Raw genomic sequence first — 20,062 nt, 5'->3', positions numbered from 1 at the left:
TATGAGCCTCTTGAATTAACCGATCGATCGGTTAATCTTTAGCGCAAGGGGCGAGCTTGTCAACAGACGGGCAGACGGCTCCGCCATCAGGGAGGAGAGTATGGCTGATCTGTTCCAGGCGCACCGCGCGCTTCTGGAGGCTGCGGTCACGGCAACCCGCGAGCGCGGCTTCTGGAGCGCCTTCTCGGAGGTGCCACGCACCTATGGCGAGGCCGCGCCGGCAGAGGGCAAAGCCGCCTTCGAAGCCCTCATCGGCCGGCCCTTCGATCTTGGCCAGGCAGGTGATCTGGCTCCGGTGGGCAGCGAAGTCTCGCCTTATGGCCTGAAGCTCGGCATTACCTATCCGGCGCTGAGCACCGAGGCGCTGGTGGCTGCTGCCGGGCGCGCCGCGCCGGCTTGGGCGGAGGCCTCGGTCGAGGCGCGGGTGGGCGTTGCCCTTGAAATCCTGGTGCGGCTCAACACAGCCAGCTTCCTGATGGCCCATGCGGTGGAGCACACCACCGGCCAGGCCTTCGCCATGGCCTTCCAGGCCGGCGGTCCACATGCCCAGGATCGGGGCCTGGAGGCGGTGGCCTATGCCTATAAGGAGATGGCCGAGGTGCCCGGCGCGGTGCGCTGGGAAAAGCCGGCGGGGCGCAGCACCATCCGCCTCGACAAGGACTTCCACATCGTCCCGCGCGGCCTCGGCCTCGTCATCGGCTGCGCGACCTTTCCGACCTGGAACAGCTATCCGGCGCTCTTCGCGGACCTTGTCACCGGCAATGCGGTGATCGTGAAGCCCCATCCCGCCGCCATCCTGCCGCTGGCGATCACCGTGAAGATCGGCCGTCAGGTGCTGGCCGAGGCGGGCTTTGATCCCGATGTCCTGCAACTGGCGCCCGACACGGCCGAGGCGCCGCTCGCCAAGGAACTCGCGACGCACCCAGCGGTGGGAATCGTCGATTTCACCGGCTCGCCGGCCTTCGGCGGCTGGCTGCGCGACCATCTGCGCGGCAAGCTGCTCTTCACGGAGGAGGCGGGGGTCAACACCATCGTCATCGCCTCCACGGCGAGCTTCGCTGGCATGTGCCAGAACATCGCCTTCTCGCTCTCGCTCTATAGCGGGCAGATGTGCACGGCGCCGCAGACACTCTTCATTCCAGGCGGCGGCATCGCCACCGACGAGGGCCATAAGAGCTTCGAGGAGGTGGCCGCGGGCATAGCCGGCGCCATCGACGCTTTGCTGTCCGATCCCGCCCGCGCCGCCGCCGTGCTGGGCGCGATCCAGAACCCGGCGACCCTGGAGCGCATCTCTGCCGCCCGCAGCCTCGGCCGCGTGGTCCGTGACAGCGCGCCCCTCGCCGGCGCCGCCCGCACCGCGACGCCGCTGCTTCTCGCCGTGGAGGCCGCCGACGAGGCGGCCTATCTGGAGGAACGCTTCGGCCCCATCGCCTTCCTGGTGGCGGTGGACGATTCCGCCGACGGCATCGCCCGCGCCGCCCATGCGGCCCGCGAGAAGGGTGCCATCACCGCCGCCCTCTACAGCACGGACGAAGACGAGATCCGCGCCGCCGCAAAGGCCAGCGCGCAAGCCGGCGTCGCCCTCTCGGTGAACCTCACGGGGGGCATCTATGTGAACCAGAGCGCGGCCTTCTCGGACTATCACGTCACCGGCGCCAATCCCGCCGGCAATGCGTGCCTCACCGACGCCGCCTACATCGCCGGCCGCTTCCGCATCGTCTGCGTGCGCCGCCCGGCCACTGCCGCCTGAGCCGGACAGATTGGAGACAGACATGGTCGACGCCTTTATCTGCGACTTCGCCCGCACGCCCATCGGCCGCTATGCCGGCGCCCTGAAGGACGTGCGCGCCGACGATCTGGCCGCCCATCCCATCCGCGTCCTGAAGGAGCGCAACGGGGGCGTGGACTGGGAGGCCGTGGACGACGTGATCCTCGGCTGCGCCAACCAGGCGGGCGAGGACAATCGCGACGTGGCCCGCATGGCCGCCCTCCTGGCCGGGCTGCCCGTGAGTGCGCCTGGCACCACCATCAACCGCCTGTGCGGCTCGGGCCTTGATGCGGTCGGCATGGGCGCCCGCGCCATCATGACGGGCGACGCAGATCTCATCATCGCCGGTGGTGTGGAAAGCATGACCCGCGCGCCCTTCGTGCAGGGCAAGGCGACGGAGGCCTTCGCGCGGCAGGCGGAGATCTACGACACCACCATTGGCTGGCGCTTCATCAACCCGCTCATGAAGGCCCAGTACGGCGTCGATTCCATGCCGGAGACCGGCGAGAACGTGGCCGAGGACTTCGCCATCTCCCGCGCCGACCAGGACCTCTTTGCCTGGCGCTCCCAGCAGCGCACCAAGGCGGCGCAGGAGGCGGGCTTCTTCGCCCGCGAGATCGCGCCCATCGCGGTCAAGGCCAAGAAGGGCGCGGTCGCACTGGTGGAGGTGGACGAGCATCCGAGGGGCGACACCACGCTGGAACAACTCGCCGCTCTGAAGACACCGTTCCGTAAGGACGGCGGCTCGGTGACCGCTGGCAATGCCTCGGGCGTCAATGACGGGGCCGGGGCGCTGATCCTGGCCTCTGAGGCGGCGGCGAAAAAATATGGCCTGACGCCCCGCGCCCGCGTCGTCTCGGTCGTGCAGGCCGGCGTGCCGCCGCGCATCATGGGCATCGGTCCGGCACCGTCGACGCAGAAGCTACTGGCCAAGAACGGCCTCTCCCTGGCCGACATCGATCTCATCGAACTCAATGAAGCCTTCGCCTCCCAGGCCTTGGCGGTGCTGCGCCAATTGGGCCTCCCGGACGATGCCGAGCACGTCAATCCGCACGGTGGCGCCATCGCGCTCGGCCATCCGCTGGGCATGTCCGGCGCACGCCTCGCCATGACGGCGGTGAGCGCACTGGAGGTGCGCGGCGGCAAGCGGGCGGTGGCCACCATGTGCATCGGCGTCGGGCAGGGCATCGCCGCGCTCATCGAGCGGGTGTGAGCCGGGCGCATCGCTACAGGACGCCGCGCCTGAGGGCGCGGCCTCTTCTCCTCGAAGACACAGGACGCGCCCTGCCATCGGCTCGGCTGCTCCCCTCCAGGCAAAAAAAGGCACGCTATGACAAACGCCGCCGCTTCCCTTGATGTCTCTGCCGCGCCGCTGGCGCTTGAAAGCTATGCGCTGGGCCGCTTCGTGCCGACCGGCCCCGATGCGGTGGACATTCCCAGCGCCATTGACGGGAGCCTCGTGGCGCGGGCCTCCACCAAGGGGCTCGACTTCGGCGCCATGGTCCACCACGCCCGCGCCGTGGGCGGACCGGCGCTCAGGGCCATGACCTTCCATGAGCGGGCCGACCGGCTGAAGGCGCTGGCCGCCTATCTCTCCGAGCGCAAGGAGCCGCTCTATGCCCTGGCGCTGCTCACTGGCGCCACCAAGCGGGACAATCTCATCGACATCGATGGCGGCATCGGCACCCTCTATGCCTATGCCTCGCGCGGCCGGCGCGAGTTGCCGAGCGAGCGCTTTGTGGTGGAAGGCACGCCCGAAAGCCTCTCCAAGGGCGGCTCCTTCCTGGGCACCCATATCCTGACGCCGCTCCAGGGCGTAGCGGTGCACATCAACGCCTTCAACTTCCCCTGCTGGGGCCTCTTGGAAAAGCTGGCGCCCGCCATCCTGGCCGGCGTGCCCGTCATCACCAAGCCGGCCACCGCGACCGCCTATGTGGCCGAGGCGCTGGCGCGGTTGATCGTTGAATCTGGCACGCTTCCCGAAGGCGCCTTCCAGTTCATCTGCGGGTCGACGGGCGATCTGCTGGACCACCTCACCGGACAGGATGTGCTCTCCTTCACCGGCTCCGCCGAAACCTCCGGCGCGCTGCGCAATCATCCGGCTGTCTCGCGCAATGCGGTGCGCTTCATCGCCGAGCGGGACAGCCTGAATGCCGCCGTGCTCGGCCCCGACGCGGTGCCGGGCGCGCCGGAATTCGACCTCTTCGTGAAAGAGGTGGTGCGCGAGATGACGGTGAAGGCGGGCCAGAAATGCACCGCCATCCGCCGCATCCTGGTGCCCCGCGCCGTGGCGGGAGAGGTGGCCGAGGCGCTCTCCGCCCAGCTTGCCGCCATCCGCATCGGCGATCCCCGCCGGGACGAGGTACGCATGGGCGCGCTGGCCTCGCTTGCCCAGCGCGAGGCGGTGCGGGCAGCCGTTGCGGAGATCGCGACCGAGGCGAAGATCATCGCCGGCGACCCGGCCAATGTCGATCCGGTGGGCGCCGATGCCGCGACGGGTGCCTTCCTGGCGCCTGTCCTGCTCCGCTGCGACAGCCCGTTGGATGCCCACGCGCCGCACGCAGTGGAAGCCTTCGGCCCGGTTGCCACCCTCATGCCCTATGACAGCCTCGCCGACGCCGTGGCCATCGTGGCGAAGGGGGAGGGGAGCCTTGTCGCCTCTGTGTTCACCTATGATGCCGCCGTGGCGGAAGACCTGGTGTTCGGCATTGCGTCCCACCACGGCCGGGTGCTGGTGGTGGACCGGGATTGCGCCAAGGACTCCACCGGCCACGGGTCGCCTCTACCCGGCCTCATCCATGGCGGCCCGGGACGGGCCGGCGGCGGCGAGGAGATGGGCGGCTTGCGGGGCGTGTACCACTACATGCAGCGCACCGCGCTCCAGGGCTCGCCTGCGCGGCTCTCTAGCTTGACCCGCTCCTGGATCAAGGGTGCCCCGGCGCCCGTCACGCCCGAGCATCCCTTCAAGCGGCCGTTCGATGCGCTCGCCATCGGCGAGAGCGTGGAGACGGCGAGCCGCGTCATCTCGCTGGATGACATCGAGCATTTCGCCCATTTCACCGGCGACACCTTCTATGCCCACATGGACGAAGAGGCAGCCAAGGCCAATCCCTTCTTCCCGGGTCGGGTGGCGCACGGCTACCTCATTCTGTCCTTCGCCGCCGGCCTGTTCGTGGACCCGGCGCCCGGCCCGCTGCTGGCCAATTACGGCCTCGACAATCTGCGCTTCCTGAAGCCGGTTTCGCCCGGCGACGAGATCAAGGTGCGCCTCACGGTGAAGCAGAAGCAGGCCGCGCGGCTGCCGGCCTATGGCGAGGTGCGGTGGGATGCGGAAGTGTTCAACCAGAATGGCGAGACGGTCGCCCGCTACGAGTTGCTCACCATGAGCGCCCGCACGTCCGTGGCGTGAGGCGCGCCCCCGCAAACGAAAGCGGCCCCGTTCGGTCCGACCGGGGCCGCTTATTCTTGAAAGGCCGCAGGCGAGGTCAGGCCGCCCGGCGCGGTCCCACCGACTGGACCGGCGTGAAGCTGTCCGCGTGCGCCGCCGCCCACTCGGCGGCATAGGGCGTCGCCTCGGGCGTATTGATAAGGATGCCGGGGTCGAGGAAGGGATAGAGCTTGTCCAGGGGCTTTGCTTCCACCGGCGTGATCCGGTGCCACACATGGTGCGGAGCCAGCTCGCTGGGATGGGCAAGGCCCGCCGCCGCCACGAGATCGGCGAGGGCAGAGACGGTGTGGCGCTGGTAGCTTGCCACGCGCTCGGCCTTGTCGGCCACCACGAGGCCCCGCTGGAGATGAGGGTCGTTGGTGGTCACGCCCGTCGGGCAATGGCCGGTGTGGCAGCGCATGGACATGACGCAGCCCAGCGAGAACATGAAGGCGCGGGCCGCGTTGCACCAGTCGGCGCCCACCGCCATGTTGGCCGCCATGGAGAAGCCGGAGGTGACCTTGCCGCTGGCCACGAGGCGCACCTTCGGGCGAAGCCCGGTGCCCACGAGGGCATTGCGCATGAGCACCAGCCCTTCGCGCAGCGGCATGCCCATATGATCCGCCAGTTCCTGGGGCGCGGCGCCCGTGCCGCCCTCGGAGCCGTCGATGACCACGAAGTCGGGGTGGATGCCAGTCTTCACCATGGCCTTGGCGATGGCGAAGACCTCGCTGGGATGGCCGACGCACATCTTGATGCCCACGGGCTTGCCGCCGGACAATTCGCGCAATTGGGCGACGAACTCCATCATCTGGGCGGGCGTCGCGAAGGCGGGGTGCCGCGAGGGCGAGATGCAGTCCTCGCCCAGTGGGATGCCCCGGATCTCGGCGATCTCTGGCGTCACCTTGGCGGCGGGCAGGACGCCGCCATGGCCAGGCTTGGCGCCTTGGGAGAGCTTGATCTCCACCATCTTGACCTGGGGGTCGGTCGCCTTCTCGGCAAACCGCTCAGGCGAGAAGGAGCCGTCGCGGTTGCGGCAGCCGAAATAGCCCGAGCCCAGCTCCCATACGATGTCGCCGCCATGGAGCCGGTGATAGGGGCTGAGGCCGCCCTCACCGGTGTCGTGGTAGAAGCCGCCCGTCTTGGCGCCGAGATTGAGCGCTTCAATGGCATTGCGGCCCAGTGAGCCGAAGCTCATGGCCGAGATATTGAGGGTCGCGGCCGCATAAGGCTTGGCGCAGGTGCCTTCCCCGACCATCACCCGGAATGGCTCTTCCGCCACCGGCATGGGGGAGAGGGAATGGGTCATCCATTCATAATGGGAGGCGTTGGTGTCGAGTTCGGTGCCAAACGTCTGCCGGTCCTCCTGGCTCTTGGCCCGGGCATAGATCAGCGAACGCTGGTTGCGATTATAGGGGTGCCCTTCCAGATCGTCCTCGACGATATACTGGCGCAGATAGGGCCGCAGCGCCTCGAACACCCAGCGCATGGAGCCGATGACGGGATAGTTGCGCAGCAGGGAATGGCTTTCCTGCGTCACGTCGAACACCCCGATCCACGCCAGCGGGAAGAGAACGCAGAAGGCGAACAGCCAAGCCGGGTTGCCCACGAACGAGGCGATGAGGGTCAGCACGCACAAGGCGATGATGATCGCGAAGGTGCTGTAGCGGCCCATGAGAAGGCGGGCGCTCTGGCTGAGGTGGAAGGGCATGCGTCTCCCCACTTCGTATTTTTTACAAGTCCAGTCCTGACGGCACCGTAGAGCTTGCGCGCCCTACGGAAAAGCCGCCCTGATCCAGACGTGCTGGTACTTTATGACCGGAATGGCTGCGATTGTCGCCTTAGAGCGCGATCCCATCAGATTGAATCAATCTGATGGGTGAATCGCCCTCTAACCCATTGATAGAGAATGCGTGATCCGATCAGATGGCGATGCCATCTGATCGGCGCATGCTCTAGGCGGCGTCGGCAAGAGCGCCCTTGAACCGCGCCTCCAGGGCCCGCATGGCGGCAATCTGGAGCGGAAGTTCGCTCCAGTAGCGGCGATGCAGTTCCAAATTGAGGATGGCGCCCGCATCCAGGCGACACTGGTCGGCGATGGTTTCCCAGGGGATCGAGCCCCAGCCGAGCGGCAGGTGCAGATCGCCCTCGCCCAGCGCGAGCCTTTCCGCGTCGTCGATGGCCCAACTGCGGGCGGGCGTGCCGAAGCTGTCATGCACGTGCACATGACGGGCAAAGGGGGCAAGGGCCGCGACCTCAGGCAGGAAGTCCAGCCGCCCTTGGGTGCAGTGGATGAAGGCGTGGCTCACATCCAATGTCGCCCGCACGTAGGGATGGGCGATGGCGTCGATCTCTTCGGCAAGCCGGGAGGGCGATGCCGTCTCGCGCATGGCCTCGAACGCGAAAACATTCTCGACACAGACCGTTACGCCGAGCGGCGCGGCAAGGTCGCCCGCCTTCTGGAGCGCTTCCCTCTGGCGTACATAAGCCACGCGCACATAATCATCGGGGTCGCGCACGCAGCCGGTATGGATCACAAGGTTTGCCGCACCCACCGCGCCCGCCACCTCGATCGCGGCCGCCAGGAGCCGCTCGTGCGCCGGCAGCTGGGAGGGAACTTCCATAAGGTTGATGGCGAGATGCCCATGCACGGTATAGCCGAACGGCCGGCCTTCCAGACAGCGCCGCAGCTTGTCCAGCCGCTCGGGGATGATCCGGCCGCCCGCAATCATGGTCCAGGCGAACAGGGGAAGTTCGACGAAGTCTACACCCAGGCGCTCAGCTTCATCGAGCTTGCCGGCAAGATCGTCGAAATCAGGCGATGTGGCACGAATGGAGTAGCCGATACCCCGGATGCCGGCACTCTGTACGGCGGTGGCCATGGTCTTATTCCCCCAATCCGTCAGGAGCGGGGACCATAGGCGTGAACGCAGCCGAAGGCACGTGAATTTTGCATTGCAGCCAACGACATGCTGCGACGCCGCGTCATTCCCGAGGGGCGCACAGGCGCCGCACCTGCTTTGCCAAAGTCATGGGATCAAAGGGCTTCGCGATCACACCTGTCGCGCCAAGCGCGAGAAAGTGGGCGATTTCATGCTGCTGCGTGCGTGCGGTGACAAACCCCACCGGAATGGCACGGGTAGCCTCGTTTTTGCCAAGTTCCGCGAAGGCGGTCGGACCGTCCATCACGGGCATCATCACGTCCAGAAGAATCAGGTCCCAGCCCCCTTCGCGTGCCCGGTCCAAAGCCGTGGCCCCTGATGAGGCGGTCTCCACCTGGATGTCGGGATCGAGGCTCAGCGACAGCGTGACAATCTCGCGGATGTCCGCCTCGTCGTCCACATAGAGGATGCGCAGCGTCATGAGGCGGTGTTCTCGTCGGTTCGGTCAGCCTTTGAGGCGGGGAAGGCCGATCTCACCGCGTCTTGCGCGGCGGGAAAAAGAGCGGCGCGGGATCGGGCGAAGGCTTCGAAAGCGGCGCTCACGGCCCGGTCGCGCGCATGGGGCGAGCAGGCCGCCACCGGCACGCCGCGCTGGGCGAGGGTCGCCAGGGCGCCCACCATCTCTTCCAGCCTGGACCCGGATTCCGAAAGGTCCACCACGGCGAAGGCGCATGTGCCCATGGCGAGGGCCGCCTGCGCATCGTCCGCCGAATTGGTGGCGAAGACGGTGGCGAAGTCCCGGGTGGCTTCGGCAAAGCGCCGCCGTACCTCGCCCGATGTGCACACATGGAGAATGGGTGGCTTCTCCGTACGAGCCCCATAGCGCAGGACCAGGGCTGCGATCCTCTGCGGATCGGGAGGCATGTCCAGCCAGTCGGCCACCGGCAATGCGCGGACCCCGTTCTGCGCGATCCCATCGGCGCCGGGCGCCAGCAGCAGGAGCGGCGTGAGGCGGGTCCTCTCCGCCCGACGCAGGGTCCGCAGAAGGGTGACGCCGTCTCGATCCCGCAAGGTGGGGGCCACCAGGATGATGCCATAGGGGCGCAGGGCCGCCCGGCCCTCCGCCTCGGCGGCGGTCGCCGCCACGTCGATGCCTAGTCCGAGCTCCTCGAGGTCCGCCGCCACAGCGCCGGCGCGCGCAGCGTCGCTGTCCACCAGCAGCAGCGGGGTGAGGACAGGCTCGGCTGCCGGCGCCTGGAGCGGAAGGCGCGCCGGCAGATCCACATGGAAGGTGGTGCCGACCCCTTCGTCGGTCTCGAAAGACACCCGGCCATTGTGGTGGTCGACGATCTCCTTGACGATGGCGAGCCCAAGGCCGGTCCCACCGCGTTGGCGCGTGTCGGAGTTGTCCGCCTGGGCGAAGCGAGTGAACATGCTGGCACGGAACGACGGGGGGATGCCCGTCCCGTGGTCCTCGACGCAGGTGCGCACCATGTCTTCCCTGCGCTCCACCCTGACCTGAACCACGTCGTCCGCAGCGGAGAACTTGACCGCGTTGGAGATCAGGTTGGTCAGCACCTGAATGAGCCGGTCGTGGTCCCCCACAACGGTGCTGTCGAGATCGGTCAGCGCCATCTGCAGATGGACATTGTGCTGCGCGGCAAAGCCGAGATTCTGTTCCACCGCCTCCCGCGCCACGTCCGCCATGGACACCGGCTCCCGGGCGAATGTGATGGCGGAGGCCTGCATCTTCTGGATGTCGAGGATGTCGTTGATGAGCCGCACCAGGCGTCTGCTGTTCTGGTGTGCGATGGTGACGAGGCGCTTCGCGGTCTCCGGCAGGGGGCCGGCCGCGCCCCCGTCCAGCAGCCCGAGTGATCCGGAAATCGAGGTGAGGGGCGTGCGCAGTTCGTGGCTGACGGTGGAGACGAACTCATTCTTGGCGATGTCCGCCCGCTTTCGCTCCGTCACGTCATGGAGAATGGCCACCAAGTGGTTCCCGTCGCTGGCCCGCATCTGTCCCACCGCCACGTCGATGGGAAAGCGCGAGCCGTCCTTTCTATGGCCGGTGAATTCGGCTGCATGCCCACCGGCGGCGGCATTGGCCTCCAGCATGCGCAAGGCGTCGCCCGGCTCCGTGCCGTCCGGCAGGGCGAGGAGGTCCGCCACCGAGCGGTCCTGCAACTCCTCCTGCGTCCAGCCGAACATGCGGGTGGTGGCGGGGTTGCTCGTTTCAATGCGTCCGGCGCTCCCGACGGTCACGATGGCGTCCATTGCGCTAGCCAGGATGGCGCGGTGCCGGGCCAGCGTGTCGGCGAGTGCCAGCTCCGCCCGCCTTCGGCCAAGAAGATGCGCGATGATCACCAGTGTTGAGCCCGCCACCACGGCAATGGCGGCCGCGAGCATCAGGAGAACCGTCTGACGCGTCCGCTGGCTGGCCACTCGCACCTCATAGGTGCGCCGCTCGATGGCCGCCACCTCCTCGCGGGAAATGTCGGAGACGGTGGAGCGGATCTCGTCCATGAGCGACTTGCCGCGCCGAGTCTCCATCACGCTTGCGGCCGAAATGCTGCCAGAGACATTGCGGGTGGCGACCATGTCCCGCAGCAGCCGCATTTCCTCCTCGGCGAAGCGGGCCAGCTCTTTCAATGCCACTGCATGCTGCGGGCGTTCGACAGCCAGCCGGGCGAGCGAGGCGATCTCGTCGGCGATCACCGCCCGGGTACGTTCCAGTGGCGCCAGGAACTCCTCGCGGCCGGTGATCACATAGCCGAGCGTGCCGCTTTCGGCCTGAAGCAGGTCCTCGTAGATGCTCTGCAGGTTGTCGCGGATGGAGGAGGAATAGAGCAGGTCTTCCCGCAGGTGGTTTCCGGCCGCAAATTCCTTGAAAGTGGCAAAGCCCACGCCAAGCACGATGGTCACCGCCACCAGCGCCGCCAGAATGGTGACGGCGGTGACACGCCGGATGCCCCGTCGGTGCCTGCGCCGCTCATGTCGCGGCTGCGCCTTACCGGACATCCAACCAACCTTTCATTTCGATCGCGCGAAGGTGCTCCGCCCCTTCGCGCCCGATCGCCGACCCCGGGCAAGGCGCGTCGACCCAGACGCTACCTGTCTTCCTGCCAAGTTCCTGTGCAAATGGTCAAGCTCTAGCCGCAAGGCATGGCGCGGGCGCCGTGTCCCGCCCTCGTTCCAGCCACAAGTCCAGGAAGCCGGTGAGCCAGCGGCAAATGGCCGGGTCGTAGCGGGACCACCCTTCCAAATGCGCTTCTCCGGGCTGGGCTCCCGGCAAGCCCAGCTTTTCCGCACCGCGGATGGTCCAGCGGCACATCATTTCATGTGTGACTTCCGGATGGAACTGGATGCCATAGGCGCACCGGCCATGACGGAAGGCCTGGTTGGGGAAGACGTCCCCGCAGGCCAGCAATTCGGCACCTGTGGGAAGGTCAAAGCCTTCCGAATGCCAGTGATACACGTGGCTTGGCCAGGGCAGGACGCCCTCGGCTGACGGCGTCGGACGCACGGGGTAATAGCCGATCTCGCTCAGCCCTTCCCCGTGTCGCGCCACCCGCGCGCCCAATTGCACGGCCATGAGCTGCGCGCCGAGGCAGACGCCCAACAGCGGCTTGTCCGCGGCCATGACCATGCCGACGAAATCGACTTCGCGGCGGATCCAGGGATGGGGATCATTGGCACTCATGGGGCCGCCGAACACAACGGCACCCGCGTGCTCCGCCATGCTGGAGGGCAGGTCATCGCCGAGGGCTGGCCGGCGCACATCGAGTTCGTAGCCCCTCTGCTCCAGCCGCAGGCCGATGCGGCCAGGAGTTGAGTGCGCCTGGTGCAAAATGATCAGAATGCGTTCCCGGCGGGCGGACGGCGCGGGCTCCAACCCGCAGCTCCACCCTTCGTCACTGCTCCGTCTGTCCACCTTCCGCTTCCGCCTCCTCGCGGACCTCGCGCCGGATCTGGACGCGCTCTCTCGAACCTACATGCAAAAGTTCTGCCGCCCGCCAGACGAGGTTGTCCTCGAACTCGGTGAGGCCGCCATCGGCGTAGGCCACCTCGAACATCATCTCGACCACGCGACGGCGCCCCTCATCGTCCAGCGCGCGGTTGAGGATGCTGGTAAAGGCATAAAGGTCCACCGCTTCGGCATCCCGCGCGATGGCCAATTCGATGAGCGCCTCGGTGTGCTCCTCATCCAGATTGAAGCGCGAGGCGAGGATGTTTTTGACGATGTCCCGCTCGTCATCGGTCACGGCGCCGTCGATGGACATGACGTGCACCAGCAGGACCGCGGCCGCCAGGCGATAGTCGTTCTCGGCGAAAGCTGCCGCGTCCCGGTGGCCGCCGGTAATTTCTGAGATGAAGTCGGACAGGACGCGGAACATGGCTCTCCCTCGGGCCTCTGGCTCTTGTTGGTGCCTGAAGCAGACGACGGGAACAAGGCGAAGCTGCGCCCAGAGCTTCCGCCAGGTTAAAATCTGCGCGAGGTGTTGCGTTGAGGCAGCGCCGGCCCGCCCCTACTGGTTGGGCTGCTTCGGCGCGGGCATGCGCGTGCGATAGTCGCTGTTGATGCGCGTGGTGGAATCTCCTTCTCCGGGACGGGTCACGGGCGGGGGAGGGGGCACCATATTCTGCCGGGGCGCCGGTGGCGTCACGGTCGGGGGCTGCACGATAATCACTTGCGGCGGGTTAGGCTTGGTTTGCGCCACGGCGGGGCAGATGCCCAATGTTGCGGCAGCCGCCAGGACCACACCTGCGATGCCCGCCCGCGCCGGCAAAATGCCCCGCATTCCGCCTTTCATGATCTCCATGCTCCTACCCTCCGGGAACCTCCCGCCTTCTGCCGTGCTTATTGGCATGCGCGAACGGCTCCGCCTACTGCCGTGTTTCGTTCCAATCCTTACGCATGTGGGAAGCGCACTCCGGTATTCAAGGTGTTGAACGCTAGTGATCGTGTCTGGATGTTGATAATGACGCAGAGGAATTTCGGAACAAAGGCGGCCAATTCGTGTTCTTCCCATGTAATCAATCGCAGCGCGCCGCCTTGATGCGATGCTGCCAACGAGGGAGTTACGCATGAAGAAAGAACTTCTGTCCGCCGCCGCCGTGGCCGTGATGCTGGCGTCTCCGGCTTTCGCGCAGTCCACCTCTCCGTCCGCCCCCTCCAGCAACACGCCTTCCGCCACGACCCCCGCGCCGGGTGCGGCCGGAACCACCGCGCCCTCCACGACCGCTCCGGCCACCGGCGGCTCGGCGGCGACCATGAACACCGGCGGCACCACTGCTTTCATTTCCGAGCAGATGCAGGAGCAGTGGCTGGCTTCCAACCTGATCGGTACCAAGGTGCGCGGCACCGGGGATGAATCGGTCGGCGAGGTGAACGATGTGCTGCTCGACCGCAACGGCAATGTGGTCGGTGCCGTGATTGGTGTCGGCGGCTTCCTCGGCATGGGCGAGAAGGATGTGGCCGTGCCTTTCACCGCGCTTCAGATGGTGCGTAACTCGGACGGTGACCGGCTCATCCTGAACAAGTCCAAGGACGAGCTGAAGAATGCGCCGACCTTCAAGGAATACACCCGTTCCGGCACGGGTACGGCGACCGGAACCGGCGCGACGCCTCCGGCTGGCGCTCCCGCCACCACCCGCTGATTCCCCTCCGAACGGATCTAAGCCAAGATCAACCCCCGTCGCTGATGCGGCGGGGGTTTTTGGTGTGGCCGCTCGGCCCCCTGCGCATGGTCTTCGGCGCACGCTATATCGGCGCCCTATTTCCCAGTTACAGGAGATCCCAACGGCAGCCGGAGGGCGAGCGCTCAGCGGCGTCGGCCCCGCGTGATCAGAGGAGCGTCTGCCATTGGACACGTCTCGGCGGCAAATTCTCCTGGTGGAGGACGAGCCTTTTGTGGCCCTCGTGGCGCAGCAGATCCTTGAGGACGAAGGCTTCGCCGTGCATGTGGCGGCCTCCGGCGCCGATGCCTTGTCGATCGCGAAGGAGGGGGGGACGGAGATCCGGGTGGCGCTGGTGGACTTCGGGCTTCCGGACGTGCGCGGCGACACGCTGGTCGCCCAATTGCGCGAGATCCTGCCCGGCCTGCGCATTGTGGTGGCGAGTGGCTACGGCGCGGACGAACTTGTCGCCATGTTTCGCGATCTGCCCGGTGTCGGCATCGTGTCCAAGCCTTATGACGGGGATACGCTCCTGACGGCCCTGCGACGGGCTGATCCCGGTTTTTTGCCGAGGGAATGAACGCAGCCAGCCGTTCGTCAAACGGTGTCGCGGGGCCTCCATACGGAAAAAGGCGGCCCGGTTGACCGGAGCCGCCTTTATGCGCAGTCGTCGATGGGAAATCAGCGGCGCAGGAACATCTGGCCGAGCACGAAGCCCACTCCAGCAGCGATGGCGATGGAGGTGACCGGCTGTGCCTGGATGGAATGGCGCAAGGTCATGTATTGGTCCTCGGCCCAGTCCGTTACTTCTCCCATGGCGACTTCGGCCTCCGTGGTGGCGCCCTTGACGCCGTCGCGCGCCGTCTTGCCCAGGGTGTCGGTCAATTGGGCGAGGTCGGCCTTCAGCGCCGCCAGGTCGCTCCGCAGTTCGGCGAGCGCGTCGCCGGGCTTGGCCGTGCCATTGGTGTCAGCGGTGAAGCTGGACGGATTGTCCACCATGTCGCATCTCTCCTCATGAGCCCGCGCGTGCAGGCAGGTGTCTCGTCTTGTCCGTCAGGCGATCCGACGGGCGGCCTCGGGTGTGGTACGTGCGCCGTGGAAGAACAGGGCCTGGGCGATGGTCGCCTTCACCGTCTCACCGAGGAACGGCTTGGTGATGAGATAGGTCGGCTCCGGCCGTTCGCCCGTGAGCAGCCGATCCGGAAAGGCGGTGATGAAGATCACCGGCACATCGAAGCTACGCAGAATATCCGTCACGGCATCAATGCCGGATGATCCGTCGGCCAATTGGATGTCGGCCAGCACCAGCCCGAAATTGCCGATCTCGGCCAGCTCCAGAGCCTTGGAGTGCGTAGGCGCGACGCCCACGACCTCGTGGCCGATCTCCGTCACCAGCGTCTTGAGGTCGAGTGCAATGACCCATTCATCCTCGATGATGAGGACGTTGGTCTTCAACTGGGCGTCAATCTCGGCCTGGGCGGCGACCACTTGCGCCTCCACCTGCTCAATGGAGGTGGACAGGATCGAGGAGGCTTCCGCGAATGAGAAGCCCTCCATAGCCGTGAGCAGCAGGGCCACGCGAGACCCGGGGTCGAGCCGCTGCAGGCGCTCGTCCGCCTTGTTTGCGGATGCGGCATCGGCGCCTTCGTCCTTCGACCAGACCTCGTGGCACGCCTTATAGAGGGCCACACGGGGCGAAAGGGATGTATCCAGGCTGACGCGCCCATCCAGGGCAGACTGCAAGGTGCGCTGGACCAAGGCGTCGCCTGCCTGCTGGCCGCCCAGAAGGGCCCGGGCATAGCGCCGCAGAAGAGGAAGCTGCTTAATGAGCTGCTGCTGAAACATGCTCTCTCGCCTCAAAGGAAGTCACAAGGAACGCGCACCAACCCGTATTGGTTCCGCGAGCATGGAACCGATTGCCCGGCAGCAGCATTATAGGCGCGTTACAGCTTGGTTGAAGCCCTTGGGAGGGCTATCAGACGGGGCAGATGGGTCGGCTGCGGAGCTTACAAGGCCGGGCGGAGCGGCCTTGGTGTTCCCCGACAGGCGAAAGAGGGACACGCTTTCTTTGAAAGCTGCCACGGGTGCAAGTCGGTCGGGGGATGCGGTGCTTCGGAGCCTGGAATGCGGTGGCTGAAAGGGGAGGCGGCCCGTGCGCGGAACAACGAGCGCGCAGCTCTTTTTGCGTCCGCCGTCGGCCAGCCGCGCCACCTGCTGGATAGTGTGCGGCGCGGGCTGATCCTCGTCATTCTCGTTGCCATCATGCCCATCGCCACGGCCGCCATGCTTCAGGGCGTGCTGCAATTGCGACGGTCGAGCGAGGAAGCGCAGCACAAGCTTCAGCAGGGGGCCATCGTGGCCGCGGCGGGCCAGGACAATATCTTCACCTCTGCCGAGAATGTGCTTCAGGCCCTCAAGAACGTCCCTCAGGTCACGTCCGGCGGCAGTGATTGTCAGGCACTGCTCTATGGTGCCACGCTGAGCCTGCCCTTTGCCTCGAACGTGGCGATGGTCGGGCGAAACGGGATCGTGCGCTGCTCCGCGCTTCCAAGCCCCAGTCCCAACGTGTCCCAGCGCCCATGGTGGCGGGAGGCGATCCGGGAGAAGGGCTTCAGCCTGTCCGGCCGGATCGTCAGCCCGGTGACGCGCGGCGAGATCCTGCCGGCGACGCTGCCCCTCTTTGATGCGGATGGCGAGTTGAGCGGCGCCCTCTCAGTAGCGATTGACGGCGTCTGGCTCGACAATCTGCTCAAGCGGGAGGTCCCCCTGTCCTCGGGGGTCGTGGCGGTCATTGACCGGTACGGCCAGGAGATCGTCTCCAACGCCCCCACCATCAGCCGCGTCCTGTTCAAAGACAAGGACTTGCGGCGTCAGCTCGATCGCCTTGGAGAGGAGCAGGACGACACCGGCCAGACCTGGAGTTATGCGGTTGCGACCTTGGACCGTTACGGCCTGGTGGTGGCTTTCGCGCAGCCAACGGATCAATTGTTCCAGTGGACGGCCTTCCATGTGGCGGTGAGTTTCATCCTGCCCGTGTGCATGGTGATCTTCACCATCGTCGCCATCTGGCTGGCCACCGACCGCATGGTTCTGCAATGGCTGCTTTACCTGCGGCGGGTCACGGCGGTCTATGCGCAGGGGCATTATGGCTTTCGCCCCTCGCGCATGGACCAGGCTCCCAGCGAGTTCCGGGTGCTCGGCAATGCCATCGAGGAAATGGCACAGGCGATCCGGGAGCGCGATGGTCGCCTGCGGGAGGGGCTGGCGGAGAAGACCGCGCTCGTCCGGGAGATCCATCACCGCATCAAGAACAGCCTTCAGATCGTGGTGAGCCTCATGAGCCTTTATGGCTCCGGGATTGCAAACGAGAAGGATCGCCGCCGCTTCGACCAGCTCCGCACGCGCGTGAACACGCTCGCTGTGGTGCACCGGGTTCTCTACGAGGCCAATGAGGGCTCGGAAGTGCGCTCACGTGAGCTGCTGCGCGAGCTCGGCAGCTTGCTGGAAGTGGCTTTGGACCGGAACGTGCTGGTGCTGGTTGAGGCGGAGGACGTGCCGCTTCCCACGGACTATGCGGTGCCGCTCGCTCTGCTGCTCACGGAAATCATGATGGTGGTGGCTGCGGGCGAGAGCACCGGCCCCGGACGCGTGGTGGTCACCTGCGCGCAGGAAGGCAATGAGGTCGCGCTGGTGCTCGACATTTCCCGCCCCCTCGGCGGCGCGTTGGAAGAGACAGAGGCCCCGCTTGCCCACGGCTTTGCTCGGCAACTGGGCGGCGTCCTCTCCACGCGCGATGAGGGCGGCCACGCCTTGGCGGAACTGCGTTTCAAGCTTCGCCCGAAGGCCTCCTGAAAATCACTCTCAAAAAAGCGTCACCGATTTGCGGCCTCGGAGGAACCAGAGGGGCATGGGGGGCGTTTGCCGTGGGTAGTCCTGAAAAAGGGCGTCAGACAATCCTACTTTGAGAAATTCCGCAGGGAGCTTGCAGATGGCTGAGACTCGAGGAAAGGGCGGCTCGAACCGCGGCTTTGCGGCGATGGACGCCGAGAAGCAGCGGGCCATCGCCCGGAAAGGCGGCGAAAGCGTTCCGGCCGAAAAACGCAGCTTCTCGCAGAACCGCGAGCTCGCTTCGGCGGCGGGGCGCAAGGGCGGTCAGAGCGTGGCGGATGAGCAGCGCAGCTTTTCGCGCGACCGCAATCTCGCCTCGCAGGCAGGCCAAAAGGGAGGTCAGGCCTCCCATTCCACCCGTTCCTCCTGATCTTGCCGTTCGGGAGGTGGAAGGGGGAGGCATGCCTCCCCTTTTTATTGAGCCGAAAGCGACTTTTCCGGGAACTTCTCCCAATCGGCCGCGTTTAAGGTTGGAGGATGGGGCATTGGGCAGGACCTGCCTGGAAAGGCCATCCGACCGAGCTGTTCATCGAAGAGAGCGGAAAAGACAAGCCCATGGATGTCCAGCAGTCTCGTGCCGCCGCGGCCACCCCGGACCTGCGAACGCAAGTGCTGGAGCTCTTGCCCGCCTTGCGCGCCTTTGCGCGCTCCCTGACCCGCAATCGGACCGAGGCCGACGACCTTGTCCAGGAGACTTTCCTGAAGGCGTTGTCCAACATCGACAAATTTGATCCCGGCACGAACCTTCGTGCCTGGCTTTTCACGATTCTGCGCAACACGTACTACACGGAAATCCGCAAGCGCCGCCGCGAGAGCGACGGCATGTCCTCGCTCGCCCAGCAGGACACCAATATGGGGCCGGGGCAGGAATGGTCGGTGACCCTCAGCAGCCTCAAGGAAGCGCTGGAACTGCTGCCCTCGGACCAGAGAGAGGCGCTGGTGCTGGTTGGCGCCGCCGGCCTGTCCTATGAGGAGGCTGCGGAGGTGTGTAATTGCGCGCTCGGAACCATCAAGAGCCGTGTCAATCGCGCCCGTGCCAAGCTTCTCTCCCTGATGGGCGCGGAAGCCACGGCGGATGTGGTCGAGGGAGATCCTGTCGCCATGTCTGCCGTCCGCGTGCCAAGCAGCACCGGCTGATATCAAGGCCTCGTCCCAATTGTGGCCTGGCGCCTGCTGAGTGCCGCATCATGAAAAAGGCCCCCGGAAGCGCGCCGGGGGCCTTTTCTTGTCATCAAGGGGCGGGCTGTGAGGCTTGGCGCGGTGGGCGATGCCGGCTCCTTCAATCCCTCCATCCGAAATACAAAACGGCCCGCAGGCGGGCCGCTCCGGATGCTCTTCGAAGCAGAAGAGGGCGATCCCTACTTCTTTACGTCTTGGTCCTCTCCGTCCGCTGAGCTTCCGGGTTCGGACGGGGTCCCAGAGGGACCCTTCGTCTCCATAGCGCCTTGCAATTGCATCGCGAGACGCATGAGTTCATCCGGAACATCCTCTCGCGTGTAGTCGTCGAAGAGCTGCCGCAGTTCCTTGCCGAGCAGATCCTGGCGCGCAGAGATGTCGCGGCGGTGAGTGGCCCTCTTGGAGCCGCTCTCGCTATGATCAGGTGTGGTCATGGGCCGGTCGGACCGCATTTTTCGCATCAGGTTTCTACGCCGTTAGCCAGTAAGCCGGTCGAAGATCGAACAAGCCCATGCCACGGACGACGGACACAAAGATGGCAGGTCTGCCCCACCACCCGCTCGGGGCGTAATGAGGGCGGGACCTTCCCACAGGTGTCGTATCCTGCATCGGTGCCATCCTCATCATCGCACTTTTCGGTTTCCCGGTAACCCCCGAATAGGGCTCGGGCGCTGCGGCCAAGGCTGAACTTTTGGAGCATTCCTCGCGCGCCTTTCATTCAGTCCAGGCTGTGCAGCCTCATGTTCCTGTCAAACGCGTCCCCGGTTTGTTTGTTCCAGCCAGCGACGAAACAAATTGACCGCTTTGAAACGGCGGGGGGGCGCTCGGCCTCACGAGGCGCGCAGGTTGCCATGGCCGAACGGAATGTGGCGATTTTAACGCGTGGTGCGGAACTCTGAGGTGAGACGTCAGTTGATGGGATGGAAGAAGCACACCCGCGACGCCGATTGAAGTGGAAGGCGCGGGAGAAAGGGAATAATCATGCTGAGCTGGGCTATCACGTTTCTTGTCGTTGCTCTGATTGCGGCCGTCCTGGGCTTCGGAGCGCTCGCCGGAACTGCCATGGAGATCGCGAAGATCATCTTCGTCGTCGCCATCATCCTTTTCCTGATTTCCGCCATCACCGGCGTCGTCCGGCGCGGTCGCCCATAAGCGCAAGCGGCCCGCGGTCCCGCGCTGCTAGACCCTGGGCGCCACTAAAGCGCCCTTCGCCGCCCGGCCCTCTCTTGAGCAGGCCGGGCGGCT

Annotated in this window: 18 protein-coding genes; 9 read left to right on the top strand and 9 right to left on the bottom strand. The window is 66.0% G+C overall.

The window, feature by feature from the left end; translation table 11 throughout:
• Positions 1–100: 100 nt before the first annotated feature.
• From paaN to paaZ, 3 genes are all read left to right on the top strand, one after another.
• Positions 101–1,750, top strand: a complete 1,650-nt coding sequence (gene paaN / locus J5J86_RS24310) for a phenylacetic acid degradation protein PaaN (RefSeq protein ID WP_209102875.1) — start codon at positions 101–103, stop codon at positions 1,748–1,750.
• A 22-nt stretch (positions 1,751–1,772) separates the two neighbouring features.
• Positions 1,773–2,981 carry a 3-oxoadipyl-CoA thiolase gene (gene pcaF, locus J5J86_RS24305; RefSeq protein WP_209102874.1) on the top strand — a complete coding sequence of 403 codons (1,209 nt, stop codon included), beginning with the start codon at positions 1,773–1,775 and terminating at the stop codon, positions 2,979–2,981.
• Between the two features lie 117 nt (positions 2,982–3,098).
• On the top strand, positions 3,099–5,177 hold the full coding sequence (paaZ, locus tag J5J86_RS24300; protein WP_209102873.1) for a phenylacetic acid degradation bifunctional protein PaaZ: 2,079 nt from the start codon (positions 3,099–3,101) through the stop codon (positions 5,175–5,177).
• 76 nt (positions 5,178–5,253) lie between these two features.
• On the opposite strand, the gene J5J86_RS24295 is transcribed toward paaZ, so the two are convergent.
• The 7 genes from J5J86_RS24295 to J5J86_RS24265 all read right to left on the bottom strand — a co-directional run bounded on the left by J5J86_RS24295 (position 5,254) and on the right by J5J86_RS24265 (position 12,897).
• Entirely contained in the window at positions 5,254–6,906 is a 1,653-nt protein-coding gene (locus J5J86_RS24295) for an FMN-binding glutamate synthase family protein (protein ID WP_209102872.1), read from the bottom strand.
• Between the two features lie 244 nt (positions 6,907–7,150).
• Complete coding sequence (locus J5J86_RS24290; protein WP_209102871.1) at positions 7,151–8,077, bottom strand: sugar phosphate isomerase/epimerase family protein; 927 nt, start codon at positions 8,075–8,077, stop codon at positions 7,151–7,153.
• A gap of 103 nt (positions 8,078–8,180) precedes the next feature.
• Positions 8,181–8,558 (bottom strand): response regulator, encoded by a 378-nt coding sequence (locus J5J86_RS24285; RefSeq protein WP_209102870.1) that lies wholly within the window; start codon positions 8,556–8,558, stop codon positions 8,181–8,183.
• Positions 8,555–11,095: an ATP-binding protein gene (locus tag J5J86_RS24280; protein ID WP_209102869.1), complete on the bottom strand. Its 2,541-nt coding sequence runs from the start codon at positions 11,093–11,095 to the stop codon at positions 8,555–8,557. Before J5J86_RS24280 ends, J5J86_RS24285 begins: the two co-directional genes overlap by 4 nt.
• Before the next feature lie 124 nt (positions 11,096–11,219).
• A complete protein-coding gene (locus tag J5J86_RS24275) occupies positions 11,220–11,969 on the bottom strand; it encodes a glutamine amidotransferase (RefSeq protein WP_209102868.1) in 750 nt (249 codons plus the stop codon).
• Between the two features lie 19 nt (positions 11,970–11,988).
• Positions 11,989–12,471, bottom strand: coding sequence for a tellurite resistance TerB family protein (locus tag J5J86_RS24270; RefSeq protein WP_209102867.1), 483 nt, complete (start codon positions 12,469–12,471; stop codon positions 11,989–11,991).
• A gap of 132 nt (positions 12,472–12,603) precedes the next feature.
• Positions 12,604–12,897 carry a hypothetical protein gene (locus J5J86_RS24265; RefSeq protein ID WP_209102866.1) on the bottom strand — a complete coding sequence of 98 codons (294 nt, stop codon included), beginning with the start codon at positions 12,895–12,897 and terminating at the stop codon, positions 12,604–12,606.
• Positions 12,898–13,162: 265 nt separating this feature from the next.
• On the opposite strand from J5J86_RS24265, the gene J5J86_RS24260 reads away from it, so the two are divergent.
• Both J5J86_RS24260 and J5J86_RS24255 read left to right on the top strand, forming a co-directional pair.
• Positions 13,163–13,735: a PRC-barrel domain-containing protein gene (locus J5J86_RS24260; protein WP_209102865.1), complete on the top strand. Its 573-nt coding sequence runs from the start codon at positions 13,163–13,165 to the stop codon at positions 13,733–13,735.
• A gap of 205 nt (positions 13,736–13,940) precedes the next feature.
• Entirely contained in the window at positions 13,941–14,333 is a 393-nt protein-coding gene (locus J5J86_RS24255) for a response regulator (protein WP_209102864.1), read from the top strand.
• Positions 14,334–14,434: 101 nt separating this feature from the next.
• Here J5J86_RS24255 and J5J86_RS24250 read toward each other — a convergent pair whose 3' ends face one another.
• On the bottom strand, positions 14,435–14,752 hold the full coding sequence (locus J5J86_RS24250; RefSeq protein ID WP_209102863.1) for a DUF883 family protein: 318 nt from the start codon (positions 14,750–14,752) through the stop codon (positions 14,435–14,437).
• 54 nt (positions 14,753–14,806) lie between these two features.
• Complete coding sequence (locus tag J5J86_RS24245) at positions 14,807–15,598, bottom strand: response regulator (protein WP_209102862.1); 792 nt, start codon at positions 15,596–15,598, stop codon at positions 14,807–14,809.
• A gap of 279 nt (positions 15,599–15,877) precedes the next feature.
• On the opposite strand from J5J86_RS24245, the gene J5J86_RS24240 reads away from it, so the two are divergent.
• The 4 genes from J5J86_RS24240 to J5J86_RS24225 all read left to right on the top strand — a co-directional run bounded on the left by J5J86_RS24240 (position 15,878) and on the right by J5J86_RS24225 (position 19,969).
• Positions 15,878–17,605 carry a sensor histidine kinase gene (locus J5J86_RS24240; protein ID WP_209102861.1) on the top strand — a complete coding sequence of 576 codons (1,728 nt, stop codon included), beginning with the start codon at positions 15,878–15,880 and terminating at the stop codon, positions 17,603–17,605.
• Positions 17,606–17,741: 136 nt separating this feature from the next.
• The gene (locus J5J86_RS24235; protein ID WP_247658670.1) at positions 17,742–18,011 is read left to right on the top strand and encodes a general stress protein; all 270 of its coding nucleotides are present in this window, start codon (positions 17,742–17,744) and stop codon (positions 18,009–18,011) included.
• A 185-nt stretch (positions 18,012–18,196) separates the two neighbouring features.
• Positions 18,197–18,778, top strand: coding sequence for a sigma-70 family RNA polymerase sigma factor (locus tag J5J86_RS24230; protein WP_209102860.1), 582 nt, complete (start codon positions 18,197–18,199; stop codon positions 18,776–18,778).
• 1,020 nt (positions 18,779–19,798) lie between these two features.
• Complete coding sequence (locus tag J5J86_RS24225; protein ID WP_209102857.1) at positions 19,799–19,969, top strand: DUF1328 domain-containing protein; 171 nt, start codon at positions 19,799–19,801, stop codon at positions 19,967–19,969.
• Positions 19,970–20,062 lie beyond the last annotated feature (93 nt).

It is taken from the genome of Aquabacter sp. L1I39 (genome assembly GCF_017742835.1).
In the GTDB taxonomy this organism is placed as follows: Bacteria; Pseudomonadota; Alphaproteobacteria; order Rhizobiales; family Xanthobacteraceae; genus L1I39.
The sequence above is the reverse complement of the archived record's forward strand: the minus strand, read 5'-3'. Positions and strand labels throughout refer to the sequence as shown.

Coding starts and splice junctions, on each gene's coding strand:
- J5J86_RS24235 (WP_247658670.1), top strand. CDS start 17,742: ATGGCTGAGACTCGAGGAAAGGGCGGCTCGAACCGCGGCTTTGCGGCG.
- J5J86_RS24270 (WP_209102867.1), bottom strand. CDS start 12,471: ATGTTCCGCGTCCTGTCCGACTTCATCTCAGAAATTACCGGCGGCCAC.
- J5J86_RS24295 (WP_209102872.1), bottom strand. CDS start 6,906: ATGCCCTTCCACCTCAGCCAGAGCGCCCGCCTTCTCATGGGCCGCTAC.
- J5J86_RS24290 (WP_209102871.1), bottom strand. CDS start 8,077: ATGGCCACCGCCGTACAGAGTGCCGGCATCCGGGGTATCGGCTACTCC.
- J5J86_RS24280 (WP_209102869.1), bottom strand. CDS start 11,095: ATGTCCGGTAAGGCGCAGCCGCGACATGAGCGGCGCAGGCACCGACGG.
- pcaF (WP_209102874.1), top strand. CDS start 1,773: ATGGTCGACGCCTTTATCTGCGACTTCGCCCGCACGCCCATCGGCCGC.
- paaN (WP_209102875.1), top strand. CDS start 101: ATGGCTGATCTGTTCCAGGCGCACCGCGCGCTTCTGGAGGCTGCGGTC.
- J5J86_RS24240 (WP_209102861.1), top strand. CDS start 15,878: ATGCGGTGGCTGAAAGGGGAGGCGGCCCGTGCGCGGAACAACGAGCGC.
- J5J86_RS24225 (WP_209102857.1), top strand. CDS start 19,799: ATGCTGAGCTGGGCTATCACGTTTCTTGTCGTTGCTCTGATTGCGGCC.
- J5J86_RS24260 (WP_209102865.1), top strand. CDS start 13,163: ATGAAGAAAGAACTTCTGTCCGCCGCCGCCGTGGCCGTGATGCTGGCG.
- paaZ (WP_209102873.1), top strand. CDS start 3,099: ATGACAAACGCCGCCGCTTCCCTTGATGTCTCTGCCGCGCCGCTGGCG.
- J5J86_RS24245 (WP_209102862.1), bottom strand. CDS start 15,598: ATGTTTCAGCAGCAGCTCATTAAGCAGCTTCCTCTTCTGCGGCGCTAT.
- J5J86_RS24265 (WP_209102866.1), bottom strand. CDS start 12,897: ATGGAGATCATGAAAGGCGGAATGCGGGGCATTTTGCCGGCGCGGGCG.
- J5J86_RS24250 (WP_209102863.1), bottom strand. CDS start 14,752: ATGGTGGACAATCCGTCCAGCTTCACCGCTGACACCAATGGCACGGCC.
- J5J86_RS24230 (WP_209102860.1), top strand. CDS start 18,197: ATGGATGTCCAGCAGTCTCGTGCCGCCGCGGCCACCCCGGACCTGCGA.
- J5J86_RS24285 (WP_209102870.1), bottom strand. CDS start 8,558: ATGACGCTGCGCATCCTCTATGTGGACGACGAGGCGGACATCCGCGAG.